Consider the following 14,654-nt stretch of genomic DNA (forward strand, 5'->3'; position numbering starts at 1 on the left):
TGCGCTCGACGGGACAACCAGGGGCCGTGTACCTGTGGATAAAGCTGTGGAGAGTCAGCCCTGGTAGGTGATGTCGGAGAGGTCGGAGGGCAGCTCGAGGTCGAACCGGTCGAGGGGGTCCAGGAGGGTCCAGCTGGAGACCGCATAGAGGCGGGCCGAGGCGACCGGGGAGCCGACCACGCCGGTGACCCGGTCGCTGAGGGTGTAGCGCTCGCCGCTGGGGGCACCGTCGAGCGAGACCGACTGGAAGAGCGCGGTCGAGCTGATCTGCTGGACCGCGACGATCGTGGTGGGCGAGGTCCAGCCGATGTCGGTGACCCGCATCGTCGCGGAGTCCGGGTGCGGCAGCAGGACGGCCGACGTCGCGGTCGTGATCTCGCCCTTCGAGGTCGCCCGCAGTCGGCTGACCACGATCCGGTCCGAGGACACCCCGTCGATCACCGCCACGAACCGGGTGCCGTCGCGGGAGACCAGGAACCGGGTCACGTTCTCTCCGGTCACCCCGGGCACGGCGACGCGGACGCGGCGGTCGCCGTCGACGTACATGACCCGGGCGCCGGTCGAGTCCTTGTCGACCAGCCAGAGCCGGCCGGCGAGGTCCCAGGAGGGCCTCAGCAGGCGGGTGCCCTTCACCGGAGCCCTGCTGAGCTCGCCGTCGCTGGTCAGCTCGCCGACGACGACGCCTGTGCGGTCGGCGGTGATCGCGGCTGCGGTCGAGCCGTCGGCGTCGACGGCGACGTCGGTCACGCCGTGCGACTTGGCCCAGGCGCCGAGCACCGGCACCCATGGGTCACCGTTGTCGCCGGTGCTGGTCACCAGCGCGCCGCCACGCAGCGCGTAGAGGTCGACCCGCGCGGAGGTGCCGTTGGGGTCGTAGCCGCCGCCGCTGTCGACGTTGAACGTCTCTCCGTAGCCCGGCAGCACCACCGGCTCGCCGTCGATCGTGAGCCGGATGCGTTCCACGCTGGCGTCCTGCCGCAGGGTCCAGGCGAGCTGGGCGCCCATGAGCTGGCGGTCCTCGGAGCTGTGGTCGTCCAGGTCACCGGCGAGGTCGACCTCGGCCACCCCGTCGCGTACGTCCACCGAGCGAGGCTCGGACGCCTCGGACGGGAGCGCGCTGCGGACCACGCCCTGCGCCTCCTCCCCCGGCCCGCTCAGCAGGCTGGAGACGAGGGTGGTGGCGTAGGAGGCGCCCTTGGGGGCGAAGATCGGCTCCGGCACCAGGGTGTGCCCGGTCGGTTCGACGTAGTAGAGGTTGCTGCGGGCGAAGTGGGTCAGGAACCAGTCCTCCTCGACCACCAGGGCGTTGGGAGCCGAGCTGATCCGCCACTCACCCTCGGCGCGGGTCAGCTCGAAGTCGAGGATCGCCTGCGAGGCGGCCAGCTTGCCACGCCACACGCCCCGATCGTCGAGCCAGCCGGCGTCCTCGAGCTCCACCGACACCCGCGGTGAGGAGCTGACGTGGCTGCCGAGCTCGCCGTAGACCAGGGTGCGGCCGGCCGGCGCCCAGTTCATCGCCGCGTCCTTGGTGAGGTAGCGACGGGCGTAGGCCGTGCTCATCGGGGTGGCCTTCATCGCGTCGAGGAAACCGTCGACGATCTCGCCCGGGGACGCCCCCGCGCGCGGGGCTCCGGGGTTGTAGGGGATGACCTCCTCCTGCGCGTCCGGCGCGGCCAGGTCGACGCTCTGGACGGGGCCGGAGTCAGGCACGCCCGAGCACGCCGAGACGAGGAGGGCGAGCGCGGCGAGGAAGACGGCGAAGACGGGTCTCACGATGCCTCCAGGGTGTCGCGCGCGTCGGCCGGGACGAGCGGGAGCGGGCTGTGCCTGAGCACCGCGCCGGCATAGCGCGGGAGCGTGAGCCGGAACTGCGCGCCCTGGTCCGGGCGGCCCCAGGCCTGCAGCCAGCCCCCGTGGAGATGGGCGTCCTCGAGCGAGATCGACAGGCCCAGACCGGTGCCACCGCTGGAACGGTCCCGGGCGGGGTCGGCGCGCCAGAACCGGTTGAAGACCAGGGCGGTCTCCCCCGGGGCCAGCCCGACTCCGTGGTCGCGCACGGTCAGCGCGGCCGCGTGCTCGTCGCTGTCGATCCGGATGGTGACCGTCTGCCCCACCAGAGCATGGTCGGTGGCGTTCGCCACCAGGTTGCGTACGATCCGCTCGACCCGGCGATGGTCGACCTGGGCCATGCACGGATGGTCCGGGGCCACGACCTTCAGCTCGATGTCGCGCTTGTCGGCGAGCGGCGTGTAGGCCTCGACGACGGCGTGGGCCAGCGCGGTCAGATCGGTGTCGTAGAGGTCGAGCACGGCCGCACCGGCGTCGAAGCGGCTGATCTCGAGCAGGTCGCTCAGGAGCGTCTCGAACCGGTCCAGCTCGGTCTGCAGCAGCTCGGCCGCCCGGGCCGTCGAGGCGTCGAAGGTGTCCCTGGCCTCGTAGAGGACGTCGCTGGCCATGCGGACGGTGGTGAGCGGCGTACGCAGCTCGTGGGAGACGTCGGAGCTGAACCGTCGCTGAACCCGGGAGAGGTGCTCGAGCTGCCGGATCTGGTTCTGCAGCCCGCTGGCCATCTGGTTGAACGAGAGCGCCAGGCCGGTGAGGTCGTCCTCGCCGTGGACGACCATCCGCTCCTCGAGGCGGCCGGCGGCGAGCCGCTCGGCGGTCCTGCGGGCGATCCGGATCGGCGTGACGACATGGCGGGTCACGATCCAGCTGCCGACGCCGATCAGCAGGATCAGAATCGCACCGGCAGCCAGCAGCCCGCGGGTGATGACGCCGAGCGTCTCCTGCTCCTGGTCCATCGGGAAGAGGAAGTAGACGTTGTACGTGTCGTCGTGCAGCTCCAGCTGCGACCCGATCACGATGCCGGGGGTCGAGGAGCGCTCCTCGTCGTCGTAGGCGATCCGGGTGTAGGTCCAGGCCGGCTCGGCACGGATCGTCTGGAAGCGGTCCTCGAGGGCGCGCGGGACGCTGCGTACGTCCACACCGGGTGTCCACTCGACACCGTCGTCGCTGATCCGGCCGGAGGTCGAGGTCACCGGGCCGGCCATGACGACGCCGTAGCCGCGCGAGACGCTGCGCTGGATGATCGGGTCGCCCAGGTCGTTGCGCTGCAGCGGAGTGCCGCCGTTGGCGCCCGAGGTCTCCGCGATGCTCGAGCGGGCCGCGGAGAGCTCCTCGGAGGCCTCCGCCTTCGCCGCGGCGACCCGGTCCTGGACCAGTTCGTCGCCGATCTGCTCGAGCAGGATCAGCCCGACCAGGCTGACGGCGGCCGCGGTGAGGAGCACGGTGTAGACCACGACGCGGGTCTGGATCGACCGGCGCCAGGTGGTCAGGAGCTTCTTGGGCGTCCGGGCTGTCGTGCGGGCTGCCGTACGGACGACCTGCTGGAGTGTCACACGGGCCCTGCCTTGTATCCGACACCACGGACGGTGACGACGATCTCGGGGTTCTCCGGGTCGTGCTCGACCTTGGAACGCAGTCGCTGGACGTGCACGTTGACCAGGCGCGTGTCGGCGGCGTGACGATAGCCCCACACCTGCTCCAGCAGCACCTCGCGCGAGAAGACCTGGTGGGGCTTGCGGGCCAGGCACTCCAGCAGGTCGAACTCGAGCGGTGTGAGCTGGATCTGCTCATCGCCACGGGTGACCTGGTGGCCGGCCACGTCGATGGTGAGGTCGCCGATCTCCAGCACCTCGGGCACGGCGTCGCCGTGCCTGCGGACCCGCGCCCGGATCCTCGCGATCAGCTCCTTGGGCTTGAACGGCTTGACCACGTAGTCGTCGGCTCCGGACTCGAGCCCGACCACCACGTCCACCGTGTCGCCCTTCGCGGTCAGCATGACGATCGGCACACCCGACTCCTTGCGGATCTGCTTGCACACCTCGATGCCGTCCATCCCGGGAAGCATCAGGTCGAGCAGCACCACGTCTGGCTTGTAGTCGTGGAACGCCGGCAGCGCCATGTCACCACGGGCGACGAGCTGTGAGTCGAACCCCTCTTGTCTGAGCACGATCGCAAGCATCTCGCTCAGCGAGGCATCATCATCGACGACGAGGACCTTTCCCTTGGCGGGCTGGTCGGGAGCGCTGCGATCGGCCATGTGTCCGATTCTGTCACCCAGTGCGTGCGACGCGTCACAGGAGCCACCCCCACAACGCGCGAGTCGGCTCATCCTGACCCGATTCCCTGCCGAGTCGGCTCGTCATGACGAGCCGACTCGGCGGGGTTTTCGGTCAGAACAAGCCGACTCGGCGGGGGTTCAGACGTTGATCAGTAGCGGTAGTGGTCCGACTTGTAGGGACCCTCGACCGGGACACCGAGGTAGTCGGCCTGCTCCTGCTTGAGCTCGGTGAGCTCGACGCCGAGGGCGCCGAGGTGGAGGCGGGCGACCTCCTCGTCGAGCGCCTTGGGCAGCACGTAGACGCCGATCGGGTACTCGTCCGTCTTGGTGAAGAGCTCGATCTGGGCCAGCGTCTGGTTGGTGAACGAGTTCGACATCACGAAGCTCGGGTGACCGGTGGCGTTGCCCAGGTTGAGCAGGCGGCCCTCGGAGAGCACGATGATCTTCTTCCCGTCCTCAAAGATCCACTGGTGGACCTGGGGCTTGATCTCGTCCTTGACGATGCCCGGGATCTTGGCCAGGCCGGCCATGTCGATCTCGTTGTCGAAGTGGCCGATGTTGCCGACGATGGCCTGGTTCTTCATCTTCTCGAAGTGCTCGACCCGGATGATGTCGAAGTTTCCGGTCGTGGTGATGAAGATGTCGGCGGTCTCGATGACCGACTCCAGGCGGCGGACCTCGTAGCCGTCCATCGCCGCCTGCAGCGCGCAGATCGGGTCGATCTCGGTGACGATGACGCGAGCGCCCTGGCCGCGCAGCGACTCCGCCGAGCCCTTGCCGACGTCGCCGTAGCCGCACACGACCGCGACCTTGCCGCCGATCATCACGTCGGTGGCACGGTTGATGCCGTCGATGAGCGAGTGGCGGCAGCCGTACTTGTTGTCGAACTTGGACTTGGTGACCGAGTCGTTGACGTTGATCGCCGGGAAGAGGAGCGAGCCCTCCTTGAACCGGTCGTAGAGGCGCAGGACACCGGTGGTGGTCTCCTCGGTGACGCCCTTGATGCCGTTGGCGATGTTGGTCCAGCGCTGCGGGTCGTTCGTCAGCGAGCGGTCGAGGACCCGGAGGACCTCCTTGAACTCCTCGTTGTCGGTGGAGTCCTGGCCCGGCACCGCGCCGGCCTTCTCGAACTCGACACCCTTGTGGACGAGCAGGGTGATGTCACCGCCGTCGTCGAGGAGCATGTTCGGGCCGACCTTGTTGCCGGCCTCGTCGGTGAAGTCGAAAACCTTCTCGGCCTCGTCCCAGTACTCCGCCAGGGTCTCGCCCTTCCAGGCGAAGACCGGGGTGCCCTGCGGGTCCTCGGCGGTGCCGTTGCCCACGACGACGGCCGCGGCAGCGTGGTCCTGGGTGGAGAAGATGTTGCAGGTGGCCCAGCGCACGTCGGCGCCGAGCGCGGTCAGCGTCTCGATCAGGACGCCGGTCTGGATCGTCATGTGCAGCGAGCCGGCGATGCGGGCGCCCTTGAGCGGCTGGTCCTTGCCGTAGCGCTCGCGCATGGCCATCAGGCCCGGCATCTCGTGCTCGGCGAGGGAGAGCTCCTTGCGGCCGAACTCGGCCAGGCTCAGGTCGGCAACCTTGTAGTCCATGGTTATTCCTTACCGAAGTTAATGCGGGCCTGCGTCGCGCATCTGCGCACCAGCGGGATCTCCCACGCAGGGTCTTCTCAGAGTACAAGCGGCCCTCGGCGTCTGCGGTAATCCTGGACGGCAAACGCCAGGCCAACATCTATGGACCAGCATCAGGTGACCCGTCACCGCCCCGGCGACCAGGGGCAGCCCGACCAGCGCGACGGCCACCGGCACCCCGATGAGCCCGGAGCCGAGACCGACGAAGGCGTACGTCATCAGGGCGACCGTCTCCTCCCCCACCCCGAGCACGCTGGTGACGGTCGCTCGCGCCGGACCCTGGATGCTGTCCTGGAGACGGGTCTCGGCCACGATCATGGCGTTGTTGAGCAGGCCGTAGCCGAGCGCGATGGCGACGAAGCCCGCATAGGGGTGGACGAGCACACCGAGCGAGATCAGCGCCGCCCCGCCCGCGACGACGGCCGCGAGCGTACGCGGGCCCATCCTCGCCGTCCGGCCGGCGAGTGCCGTCCCGACCGCCTGGGCGAGCGTGGCGAGCGAGACCAGGACCGGGACGGTCGTCGCCGCGACCCCGTGCGCATCGGCGACGACCGGGAAGAACTCGTCGTACGCCGTCGTCCCGACCAGCACCGACGCCACCAGCAGCGCCCGGCGCACCGACGGCGTCCGGGACGCCTCGGACAGCCCGGCGCGGAGCATCGCCACGTAGCCGGCGGAGTCGTCGTCCGGATCACGGCGGCCGTGACGCGCAGACCGGGTCACCGGCAGCGTGGCCGCCAGCAGCCCCTGGACCAGCGCCATCCCGACCGACGCCACACCGACCAGCTGATAGCCGCCGGCGAACAGCAACGGGACGGCCGCCAGCTCCGCGAGCAGAGTGCACACCAGTGCCGAGGACCGCGCGTAGCCGATCAGCCTCGGGTAGCGCGCGCTCTCGCCGCGTACCGCCAGATCGTCGTAGAGCAGCGCCTCGAACGTCCCCGACATCAACGCACCGGACACGCCCCACAGCACGAACCCCAGCGCGAAGCCCGCGTAGTCCGGCCACCAGGTCCAGGCCGCGAAGGCAGCGGCATGGAGCAGCGCCGAGACCACCAGCAGGTGACGTCGGTCGACCGTGTCGGCCCAGGCACCGGAGGGCACCTCGGCAACGAAGGCCGTCACCGACCAGATCACGAACAGCGACGAGATCTGCCCCGCGGAGAGCCCGTGATCGGCGAAGAGCAGGGCATAGACCGCATAGAGCGGGACCGCGTCACGCGAGGCGTGATACGCGAGCACACGCAGCGTACGGCCGCGATCGGTGGAGGGGCCTTAGATCGGGTGCATGCTCCGAGGCTAACCCCGGACCCCCGATGGGGTCAGTGCTTTTTCTTGAACGGCAGCAGGTGGAGTACGCCGACCACGATCGCTCCGACGATGAGTCCGACGACCGCGGAGAAGAAGGTGTTGACCAGCCAGGCCGCGGCCGCACCGACGGCACCGAGGGCGTGGTGGACCTCCTCCTCGAGGTGGTGGACGGTGTCGTAGGGCCACGCCCAACCGGGGTGACCGGCGGCGAGACCGTTGACGTCGTGGACACCGACCAGGATCAGGTGGCCACCGACCCAGAGCATCGCGATGGTGCCGACCACCGAGATCACGGCGAGCACCTTCGGCATGGCCGCGACCATGCCCAGGCCGAGCCGCTGGGCGAACGCGCTGGGGCGCTGGGAGAGCGAGAGCCCGGCGTCGTCCATCTTCACGATCAGGGCGACCACGCCGTAGACCACGACCGTGATCAGGAAGGCGACCGCCACCAGGGCGCCGAGGCGCATCCAGAAGCCCTGGTCGATGACCTCGTTGAGCGCGATCACCATGATCTCGGTGGAGAGGATCAGGTCGGTGCGTACGGCACCGGCGATCATCGTCTTCTCGGCCTCGGGCCCTTCCAGGGCGACCGGCGTCTCGTGGGCCTCCTCGTGCGGCCGGACCCATTCCAGGACCTTCTCGACACCCTCGAAGGCGAGGAAGGCGCCGCCGAGCATCAGGATCGGGGTGATCGCCCAGGGCGCCCACTGCGCCAGGATCAGCGCCACCGGCAAGATGATCAGCAGCTTGTTGCGCAGCGATCCGAGGGCGATCTTCTTGATGATCGGCACCTCGCGCTCGGCGGCGATGCCGTGGACGTACTGCGGCGTCACCGCGGTGTCGTCGATGACGACACCGGCGGCCTTGGCCGAGGCCTTGCCGGCGGCAGCGCCGACGTCGTCGACGGACGCAGCCGCCAGCTTGGCGATGGCGGCTACGTCGTCGAGGAGTGCGAAGAGTCCGGCGCTCATGACCGGAACCTTAGCGGGTGGGTCGGGCTACTCCACGCCCTGCTCCCGGAAGCGCTCCGAGAGCGGGTACTCCTTGAAGTAGTCGGTCTTGATCCGCAACCAGTCACCGTTGACGATCATCTCGTCGATCGCGTCGTCGGCCTGGTCCCTGAGCCCGTCGCCCTTGCGGAAGACGAAGGCGATGGGGGCTTTGTCGGACGGGAAGACGATCCGCTCCTCCATCGGGATCGGGGCGCTCTTGATCAGCCCGTCGGTGAAGGGCGCGTCGTAGAAGAACGAGTCCGCCTTGCCCGCGGCGACCGCCTCCAGCGCGGCAGCTTCGTTCTTCCGCTTCACGATCTCGGCCTTGGGGAAGCGCGCCTTGAGAATGCTCTCCTGCGCGGTGCCGTCCACGATGGCGACCCGGGTGCCGTTGACGTCCTTGAGCTTCTTGATCGGGGAGTTCTTCGGGGTCGTGAAGGACAGGTAGGTGACGAAGTAGGGGTGCGAGAAGTCGTACGCCTCCTCGCGCTCCTCGGTCACGCTCACCTGGGAGGCGATCATGTCGATCTTTCCTTCGTCGAGCGCCGTGAACAGGTCGGCGAAGTCCATCGGAACGAACGACGGCTTGATTCCGAGAGACTCGGTGACGCCGAGGGCCACCTCGTAGTCGAAGCCCTTGGCGGCGGATCCTTCGGTGTAGTACACCGGGGCGCTGTCCAGCACTCCGATCTTGAGCTGGCCGTCATCGGCCGCGCTGCTGCGCCTGGCAGAGGAGGGGCCGGTCGTCTCAACCGTGTTGGAGACCACGATCAGGATCACCAGAAGGGTGACCGCGCCCGCAAGGATGAACTTCAGGGATTTCATACGACGTCCTGGTTGGGGGGAGGGGTGCGCCGAGACACTGCCGACCCGACCGGAGTCGGGCCAGCGGGCATCGTAGGCTACTGGACTTCAGGCGCCCCGAGGCGGGGCGAGCGGCGTCAAGCTCAGACGCCCTTGTCCTTGAAGACGTCAGAGAGCGGGTACTCCTTGAAGTACTCCTTCTTGATCTTCAACCAGTCCCCGTCGAGGATCATCTGCTCGAGAGCCTCGTCGATCAGCTTCTTGCGCTCGTCACCCTTCTGCATGACGAAACCGATCGGAGCGTCGTCGGCCGGGTAGACGATCGCCTCCTTCAAGGCGATCGGCGCCCGGTTGATGATCGGCGCGGTGTAGGGCGCGTCGTAGAAGAACGCGTCTGCCTCGCCGCTCTGGATCGCCTTGACCGCGGAGTCCTCGTCCTTGGCCTTGATGATGTTGACGTCCTTGTACTGCTCGGCGAGGTAGCGCTCGTGGATGGTGCCCTCGACGACCGCGATGTTCTTGCCGTCGATGTCGTCGCGGTTCTTGATGGGCGAGTCCTCCGGGGTGAGGAAGGACAGGTAGGTGACGAAGTAGGGCGCGGTGAAGTCGAAGTCCTGCTTCCGCTCGGCGGTCTCGGTGACCTGGGCGCCGATCATGTCGATCTCGCCGGCCTCGAGCGCGGTGAAGAGGTCGCTGAAGTCCATCACCACGAACTCCGGCTTGGCTCCCAGACCCTCGGCGACGCCGAGCGCCATCTCGTAGTCGAAGCCTTTGGTCACGCCGTCGACCTTGTAGAAGGCGGGCTCGGTGCCGTCGACGCCGATCCGGAGCGTGCCGCCGGCGGCGGCACTCTCCTGGTCGGTCGCCTTGGGGGCGGGGTCGGCGAAGTAGCCGCCGATGACCAGGACCCCTAGGAGGGCCAGGGCGCCGGCGACGACGAACTTGATGTGATTCATGCGGAAGTCCTGTGTTTTCGGGATGGTGGGGCATGCCCGTCACGTCGGCGCCGAGAATCCGAGACGTGCTGGCCAGGAGTGGCCGGACGATGTTGCATCAAACACCCGTCTGCTCCCCCGCGTCCAGGTTTTCGAGGATCGTCGTCACGATCTGTGACGATCCGTGACCGAACCTTCACCGCCGCGCGTGACACAGATCACGCGCATCGTTCACCTTCGGGAAGGCTTCCTCGGCGAACGGACCCAAACGCAGACACCCGCACATCAGGCGCCCTTTTCCCTGAAGATCTCGGAGAGCGGGACCGCCTCGAAGTAGTCCGACTTGATCTTCACCCACTCACCGTCGAGGACCATGTCCTCGATGACCCCGTCGATCTGTTCCTTGCGCTCATCACCCTCGCGAACCACGAACCCGATCGGGGCGTCCTCGGCCTGGTAGACGATCGGCTCCGTCAGGGGATCGGCGCGCCCTTGATGATCGACTCGGAGTAGGGAGCGCCGTAGAAGAACGCGTCGGCCTCACCGCGCCCCATCGACCTGACCGCGGCGTCCGCGTTCTTGGCCTTGATGACGGTGACGTCCTCGTACTGCTCCTCGAGGTAGCGCTCCTGGACGGTGCCCTCGACGACGGCGATGTTCTTGCCGTCGATGTCGTCGCGGCTCTTGATCGCCGAGTTCTTCGGGGCGAGGAAGGACACGTACGTCACGAAGTACGGAACACTGAAGTCGTAATTCCGCTCCGCCTCCTCGGTCTTGGTGACCTGGGCACCGATCATGTCGATCTTGCCCGCCTCCAGGGCCTGGAAGAGCTCGTTGAACTCCATCTCCACGAACTCCGGCTCCGCGCCCATGCCTTCGGCGACGCTGCGCGCCATCTGGTAGTCGAAGCCCTTGGTCACGCCGTCGACCTTGTAGTACGACGGCTCGGCGCTGTCGACACCGATCCGGAGGGTGCCGCCGGCCGCGGCGCTCGCCTCGTCGGTCGCCGGCGGCGCAGGGGCGGAGATCCGGCCGCTGAAGACGATCGCGTCCAGGGGTCGCCCACCATCGCGACGCGTCGCCGATGCCCCTGAGCGTGAGGCATGAGGCAGATCACATGGATCTGTCCGTCATCCGGAATTAACCTTCGTTAACCAGACCCAAACGCAAATACTCCGCGGAGTATGTCCCCTGGAGCAGCAGAGACGCGTAGCGGGCGACCTCCGTGGTCGTGTTCGCCTCGACCACCTCCACCCGTACGCCGCGGGTGTCCGCGGCCTCGGTGAGGGACCGCCGTTGCTCGACCATGATCGGATCGGTCGCACCGTCGTCGAGGATGACCAGAACGGGACGTGCGGAGGCCTGCTCCTCGGCGAAGGGGTCGTCGAAGACGTTGCGCGGCCGGGCTGCCTCGAGGACCGGAAGCAGGTCGTCGGCGTCACCGGCGATGGCGCCTCGGCCGCTGGCCCGGCGCAGGTTCTCGGCGACGCGGCGGGCGGCGCGGGCGGCCAGGACGGAGCCACCCCACACGACCGGGAGCGAGTCGGCCAGCGAGATCGCCAGGATCTTGCCCGGGTTGACCGAGATGTCGCGATGCGGTGAGCAGGCGGTGGCGACGTCGTCGAGCGCGTCGGCCACCTTGTCCGCGTCGGCCTCCGGACCGAGACCGACCGAGTTGAGGTAGGTGAGCATCAGGATCGCCATCGCGAGCGTGTCGCCGCCCTCGACCGGGAGCAGGGTGCTGTCGCGACCCTCGGCGTGCTGGGCGACCAGCGACTTCTCCGGTGCGGCCACGACCAGCTGGGCGCCGCGGCGGACGGCCTCGGCGGCGGCCGAGGCCTCACCCGGGTCGGAGCCGGTCGGGGCCAGCACGACCACGAGGTCGAGGCTTCCGGCCCAGCCCGGCAGACCCGGAGCGGGCCAGGCGACGAACGGCACCGGGCAGAACGGCTCGAGGACGGCGCGCAGCAGGCGCGAGTCGGGACCTGCAGCGACGACGGCCCGGGGTCGGCCGGTCTCCGCGGCGCGGCGTACGGCCTCCTGCAGGGGTTCTGCGGCACCCGCAGCCTCCCGGCGGACCCGGGCTCCGGACTCGGCCAGGGAGCGCAGCAGCAGGTCGATCCCGGCCAGCGCCCGCTCGTCGTCCAGCCTCGACTCGTCGAACCAGGTCATCGCTGCCTCACTCGCTCTTGGTCGGACGGGCCTCGTCGATGAGCAGGACGGGGATGCCGTCGCGGACCGGGTAGGCCAGGCCGCACTCCCCCTGACAGACCAGCTCGCTGTCGGGCTCCACCGGCAGCAGGTCGCCGTGGCACTGCGGGCAGACGATGATCTCGAGCAGCTTCTCGCTCAGGCCCAGGGGGGTCGTTGCGCCAGTCATGATGCGTTGTCCTTTCGGATGATCGCGAGCGCCTCGTCGCGCACGCGCTCCATGGTGAGTGTGTCCTTGCCCTCCGCGTTGAGCCGCAGCAGCGGCTCGGTGTTGGAGGCGCGTACGTTGAACGACCAGTCGGCGTGGGAGAGGGTCAGGCCGTCGAGCTTGTCGACGGTGACACCGTCGCGCCCGGCGTACGCCTTCTCGATCTCGGCCACGGTGGCGGCCTGGTCGGGGACGGTGGAATTGATCTCGCCGCTCATCGGATAGCGAGCATAGGCGGCCAGCAGCTCGCTCAGCGGCTGGTCTGTCTCGGCGAGGGCGCCGAGGACGTGCAGCGCGGCGAGCATGCCGGAGTCGGCACGCCAGAAGTCACGGAAGTAGAAGTGGCCGCTGTGCTCGCCGCCGAAGGCCGCCTCGGACTCGGCCATCACGGCCTTGATGTAGGAGTGGCCGACGCGGGTACGTACCGGGGTGCCGCCGAGCTCGGTGACGATCTCCGGGACCGCGCGGGAGGTGATCAGGTTGTGGATGATCGTGGCGCCTGGCTCCTGTGCCAGGGCCCGCTCGGCGATCAGGGCAGTGATCGCGCTCGGGCTGACCACCTCACCCTTCTCGTCCACCAGGAAGCAGCGGTCGGCGTCGCCGTCGAAGGCCAGGCCGGCGTCGGCGCCGGTCTCGCGCACCTTCGCCTGCAGATCGACCAACGTGGTCGAGTCGAGCGGGTTGGCCTCGTGGTTGGGGAAGGTGCCGTCGAGCTCGAAGTACATCGGGATCAGCTCGACGGCCTCGGTGCCCAGGCGCCCGAAGACCGCCGGCGCGGTGTGGCCGGCCATGCCGTTGCCCGCGTCTGCGACGACGGTGAGCCGGCGACCCTTGACCGGGGCCAGCCCGAGCAGGTGCGCGGCGTACGCCTCCAGCACATCGGTCTCGCTGATGCTGCCCGCGACGTCGGCGATCGGGACCTCACCGGAGATGACCAGGTCGCGGATCTCGTCGAGCCCGGTCTCGGCGCCGACCGGGACCGCGTTGGCGCGGCACAGCTTGATGCCGTTGTACTGCGCCGGGTTGTGGCTGGCGGTGAACATCGCGCCCGGCAGCCCGAGGTGACCGGAGGCGAAGTAGAGCTCGTCGGTCGAGGCCAGCCCGATCATCGTCACGTCGGCGCCGGCCTCGGTCGCCCCCTCGGCGAAGGCTCCCGCGAGCGCCGGGGAGCTGGGGCGCATGTCGTGGCCGACGACGATCTCGCCACTACGGGCGCCGGTGACGTGCACGAAGGCCCGCCCGGCGCGTCGGGCGAGGTTCTCGTCGATCTGATCAGGGACGGTGCCACGGACGTCGTACGCCTTGAAGACGGCGTTGGCGATGTCGGGGTCAACTCTCTCCGGCATGTCCGGAACTCTAGTCGTCCTACTCCGAGGTCAGCACGCGGAGGTGTCCGCGGCGGGTGCCGCCCGGACGGGGCTGGCCGTCGTTCGCGCCCGGCTCGTCGGCGTCGTCCTGCCCAGGGGCCCCGACGGGCCCTCGCGGGGACGGAGCCGGCGGCCTCGCGGCCTCACGGACGGCATCGGCCAGCGCGAGCAGGTCGTCGCCCTTGGGCTGCGGGTCGACCGGCTCACGAGCCAGCCGGACCACCTCCCAGCCACGGGGCGCGGACAACCGCTCGGCATGCTCCTCGCACAGGTCGTAGGCATGTGGCTCGGCATAGGTCGCCAGCGGGCCGAGAACGGCCGTCTGGTCGGCGTACACATAGGTGAGCGTGCAGACGGCTTGACGCTGGCAGGCGGTACGCGAACAACGACGAGCAGTCACGGGTGAACCGTACTCCCCTGAGGCCAGCCGCGCAGTTAGGCTCGCGTACATGACCAGGCACAGGGATCGGCACGGCCGTGGGACACGTGGCCCGATCGCCGTTCCCACCGACCCGAAGGTGCCGGTCCTGCGCACCCGCCGGGAGCGGTTCGACGACATCGCGCTCGCCATCGTGACCGAGATCGACGGTCGCTGGCAGTCCCGGCTGGGCCTGATCGAGTACGCCGTCGAGGAGTCGCCCGACATCCCGAAGGAGTGGACCGTCGAGGATCACATCCCGCTCGGGTCGCTCGAGCGTGGCTCCGGCGCGAACCCGGCCCGGTTGGTGATCTACCGGCGGCCGATCGAGCACCGCTGCCACACCCGTTCCGAGGTCGAGGCGATGGTGCTCATGGTCGTGGTCGAGCAGATCGCCGACCTGCTCGGGATCGCGGCTGAGGATGTCGATCCTCGGTATCAGCCCTGATCATCGCGAGCGGTCTCGTGGTTGGGGTGGGCCGCCGACCCGTTCTCTGAGGATCTTCTGCTGGCTATCGGGGCGGCGGCCCGGGTGTGGTCGCGGGAAACCGCTGCGGGCAAGGGGAAGGCTTCTCCGGGCGAACGAAAATTCGTTCGCCCCACCGAGCAGAGACTCCTCCAGCGGAAAGAAAATTCCTTCCACCAACCGACCCCATC

Annotated in this window: 15 protein-coding genes; 1 reads left to right on the plus strand and 14 read right to left on the minus strand. The window is 68.8% G+C overall.

Features of this window, described 5'->3' with window-relative positions; genetic code table 11:
- Positions 1–54: 54 nt before the first annotated feature.
- From BLT25_RS27345 to BLT25_RS27405, 14 genes are all read right to left on the minus strand, one after another.
- Positions 55–1,773: an LpqB family beta-propeller domain-containing protein gene (locus tag BLT25_RS27345; protein WP_091052657.1), complete on the minus strand. Its 1,719-nt coding sequence runs from the start codon at positions 1,771–1,773 to the stop codon at positions 55–57.
- Positions 1,770–3,398 carry an MtrAB system histidine kinase MtrB gene (mtrB, locus tag BLT25_RS27350; protein WP_091052659.1) on the minus strand — a complete coding sequence of 543 codons (1,629 nt, stop codon included), beginning with the start codon at positions 3,396–3,398 and terminating at the stop codon, positions 1,770–1,772. The genes BLT25_RS27345 and mtrB overlap by 4 nt, the downstream gene beginning before the upstream one ends.
- A complete protein-coding gene (gene mtrA / locus BLT25_RS27355; protein WP_091052660.1) occupies positions 3,395–4,102 on the minus strand; it encodes an MtrAB system response regulator MtrA in 708 nt (235 codons plus the stop codon). Before mtrA ends, mtrB begins: the two co-directional genes overlap by 4 nt.
- 170 nt (positions 4,103–4,272) lie before the next feature.
- Entirely contained in the window at positions 4,273–5,712 is a 1,440-nt protein-coding gene (ahcY, locus tag BLT25_RS27360; RefSeq protein WP_091052662.1) for an adenosylhomocysteinase, read from the minus strand.
- 18 nt (positions 5,713–5,730) lie between these two features.
- Entirely contained in the window at positions 5,731–6,993 is a 1,263-nt protein-coding gene (locus tag BLT25_RS27365) for an MFS transporter (protein WP_091052664.1), read from the minus strand.
- Between the two features lie 80 nt (positions 6,994–7,073).
- The gene (locus tag BLT25_RS27370) at positions 7,074–8,033 is read right to left on the minus strand and encodes a DUF808 domain-containing protein (protein ID WP_091052665.1); all 960 of its coding nucleotides are present in this window, start codon (positions 8,031–8,033) and stop codon (positions 7,074–7,076) included.
- A gap of 27 nt (positions 8,034–8,060) precedes the next feature.
- On the minus strand, positions 8,061–8,879 hold the full coding sequence (locus BLT25_RS27375; protein ID WP_091052667.1) for a substrate-binding periplasmic protein: 819 nt from the start codon (positions 8,877–8,879) through the stop codon (positions 8,061–8,063).
- Between the two features lie 122 nt (positions 8,880–9,001).
- Positions 9,002–9,814 carry a substrate-binding periplasmic protein gene (locus tag BLT25_RS27380; RefSeq protein WP_091052669.1) on the minus strand — a complete coding sequence of 271 codons (813 nt, stop codon included), beginning with the start codon at positions 9,812–9,814 and terminating at the stop codon, positions 9,002–9,004.
- Between the two features lie 264 nt (positions 9,815–10,078).
- Positions 10,079–10,222, minus strand: a complete 144-nt coding sequence (locus BLT25_RS30545) for a hypothetical protein (protein WP_256328822.1) — start codon at positions 10,220–10,222, stop codon at positions 10,079–10,081.
- Positions 10,223–10,266: 44 nt separating this feature from the next.
- Positions 10,267–10,713: a substrate-binding periplasmic protein gene (locus BLT25_RS30550; RefSeq protein ID WP_256328823.1), complete on the minus strand. Its 447-nt coding sequence runs from the start codon at positions 10,711–10,713 to the stop codon at positions 10,267–10,269.
- A 220-nt stretch (positions 10,714–10,933) separates the two neighbouring features.
- Positions 10,934–11,965, minus strand: coding sequence for an SIS domain-containing protein (locus BLT25_RS27390; protein WP_091052671.1), 1,032 nt, complete (start codon positions 11,963–11,965; stop codon positions 10,934–10,936).
- Between the two features lie 7 nt (positions 11,966–11,972).
- Positions 11,973–12,152, minus strand: a complete 180-nt coding sequence (locus BLT25_RS27395; protein WP_371113356.1) for a Trm112 family protein — start codon at positions 12,150–12,152, stop codon at positions 11,973–11,975.
- A gap of 17 nt (positions 12,153–12,169) precedes the next feature.
- A complete protein-coding gene (locus tag BLT25_RS27400) occupies positions 12,170–13,558 on the minus strand; it encodes a phosphomannomutase/phosphoglucomutase (RefSeq protein ID WP_091052675.1) in 1,389 nt (462 codons plus the stop codon).
- Between the two features lie 19 nt (positions 13,559–13,577).
- A complete protein-coding gene (locus tag BLT25_RS27405) occupies positions 13,578–13,979 on the minus strand; it encodes a DUF3499 domain-containing protein (protein ID WP_371113355.1) in 402 nt (133 codons plus the stop codon).
- A gap of 49 nt (positions 13,980–14,028) precedes the next feature.
- Between BLT25_RS27405 and BLT25_RS27410 the strand changes: the two genes are divergently transcribed.
- Entirely contained in the window at positions 14,029–14,445 is a 417-nt protein-coding gene (locus BLT25_RS27410) for a metallopeptidase family protein (protein ID WP_091052678.1), read from the plus strand.
- Positions 14,446–14,654: the final 209 nt, after the last annotated feature.

It is taken from the genome of Nocardioides sp. YR527 (assembly GCF_900101045.1).
Classification (GTDB): domain Bacteria; phylum Actinomycetota; class Actinomycetes; order Propionibacteriales; family Nocardioidaceae; genus Nocardioides.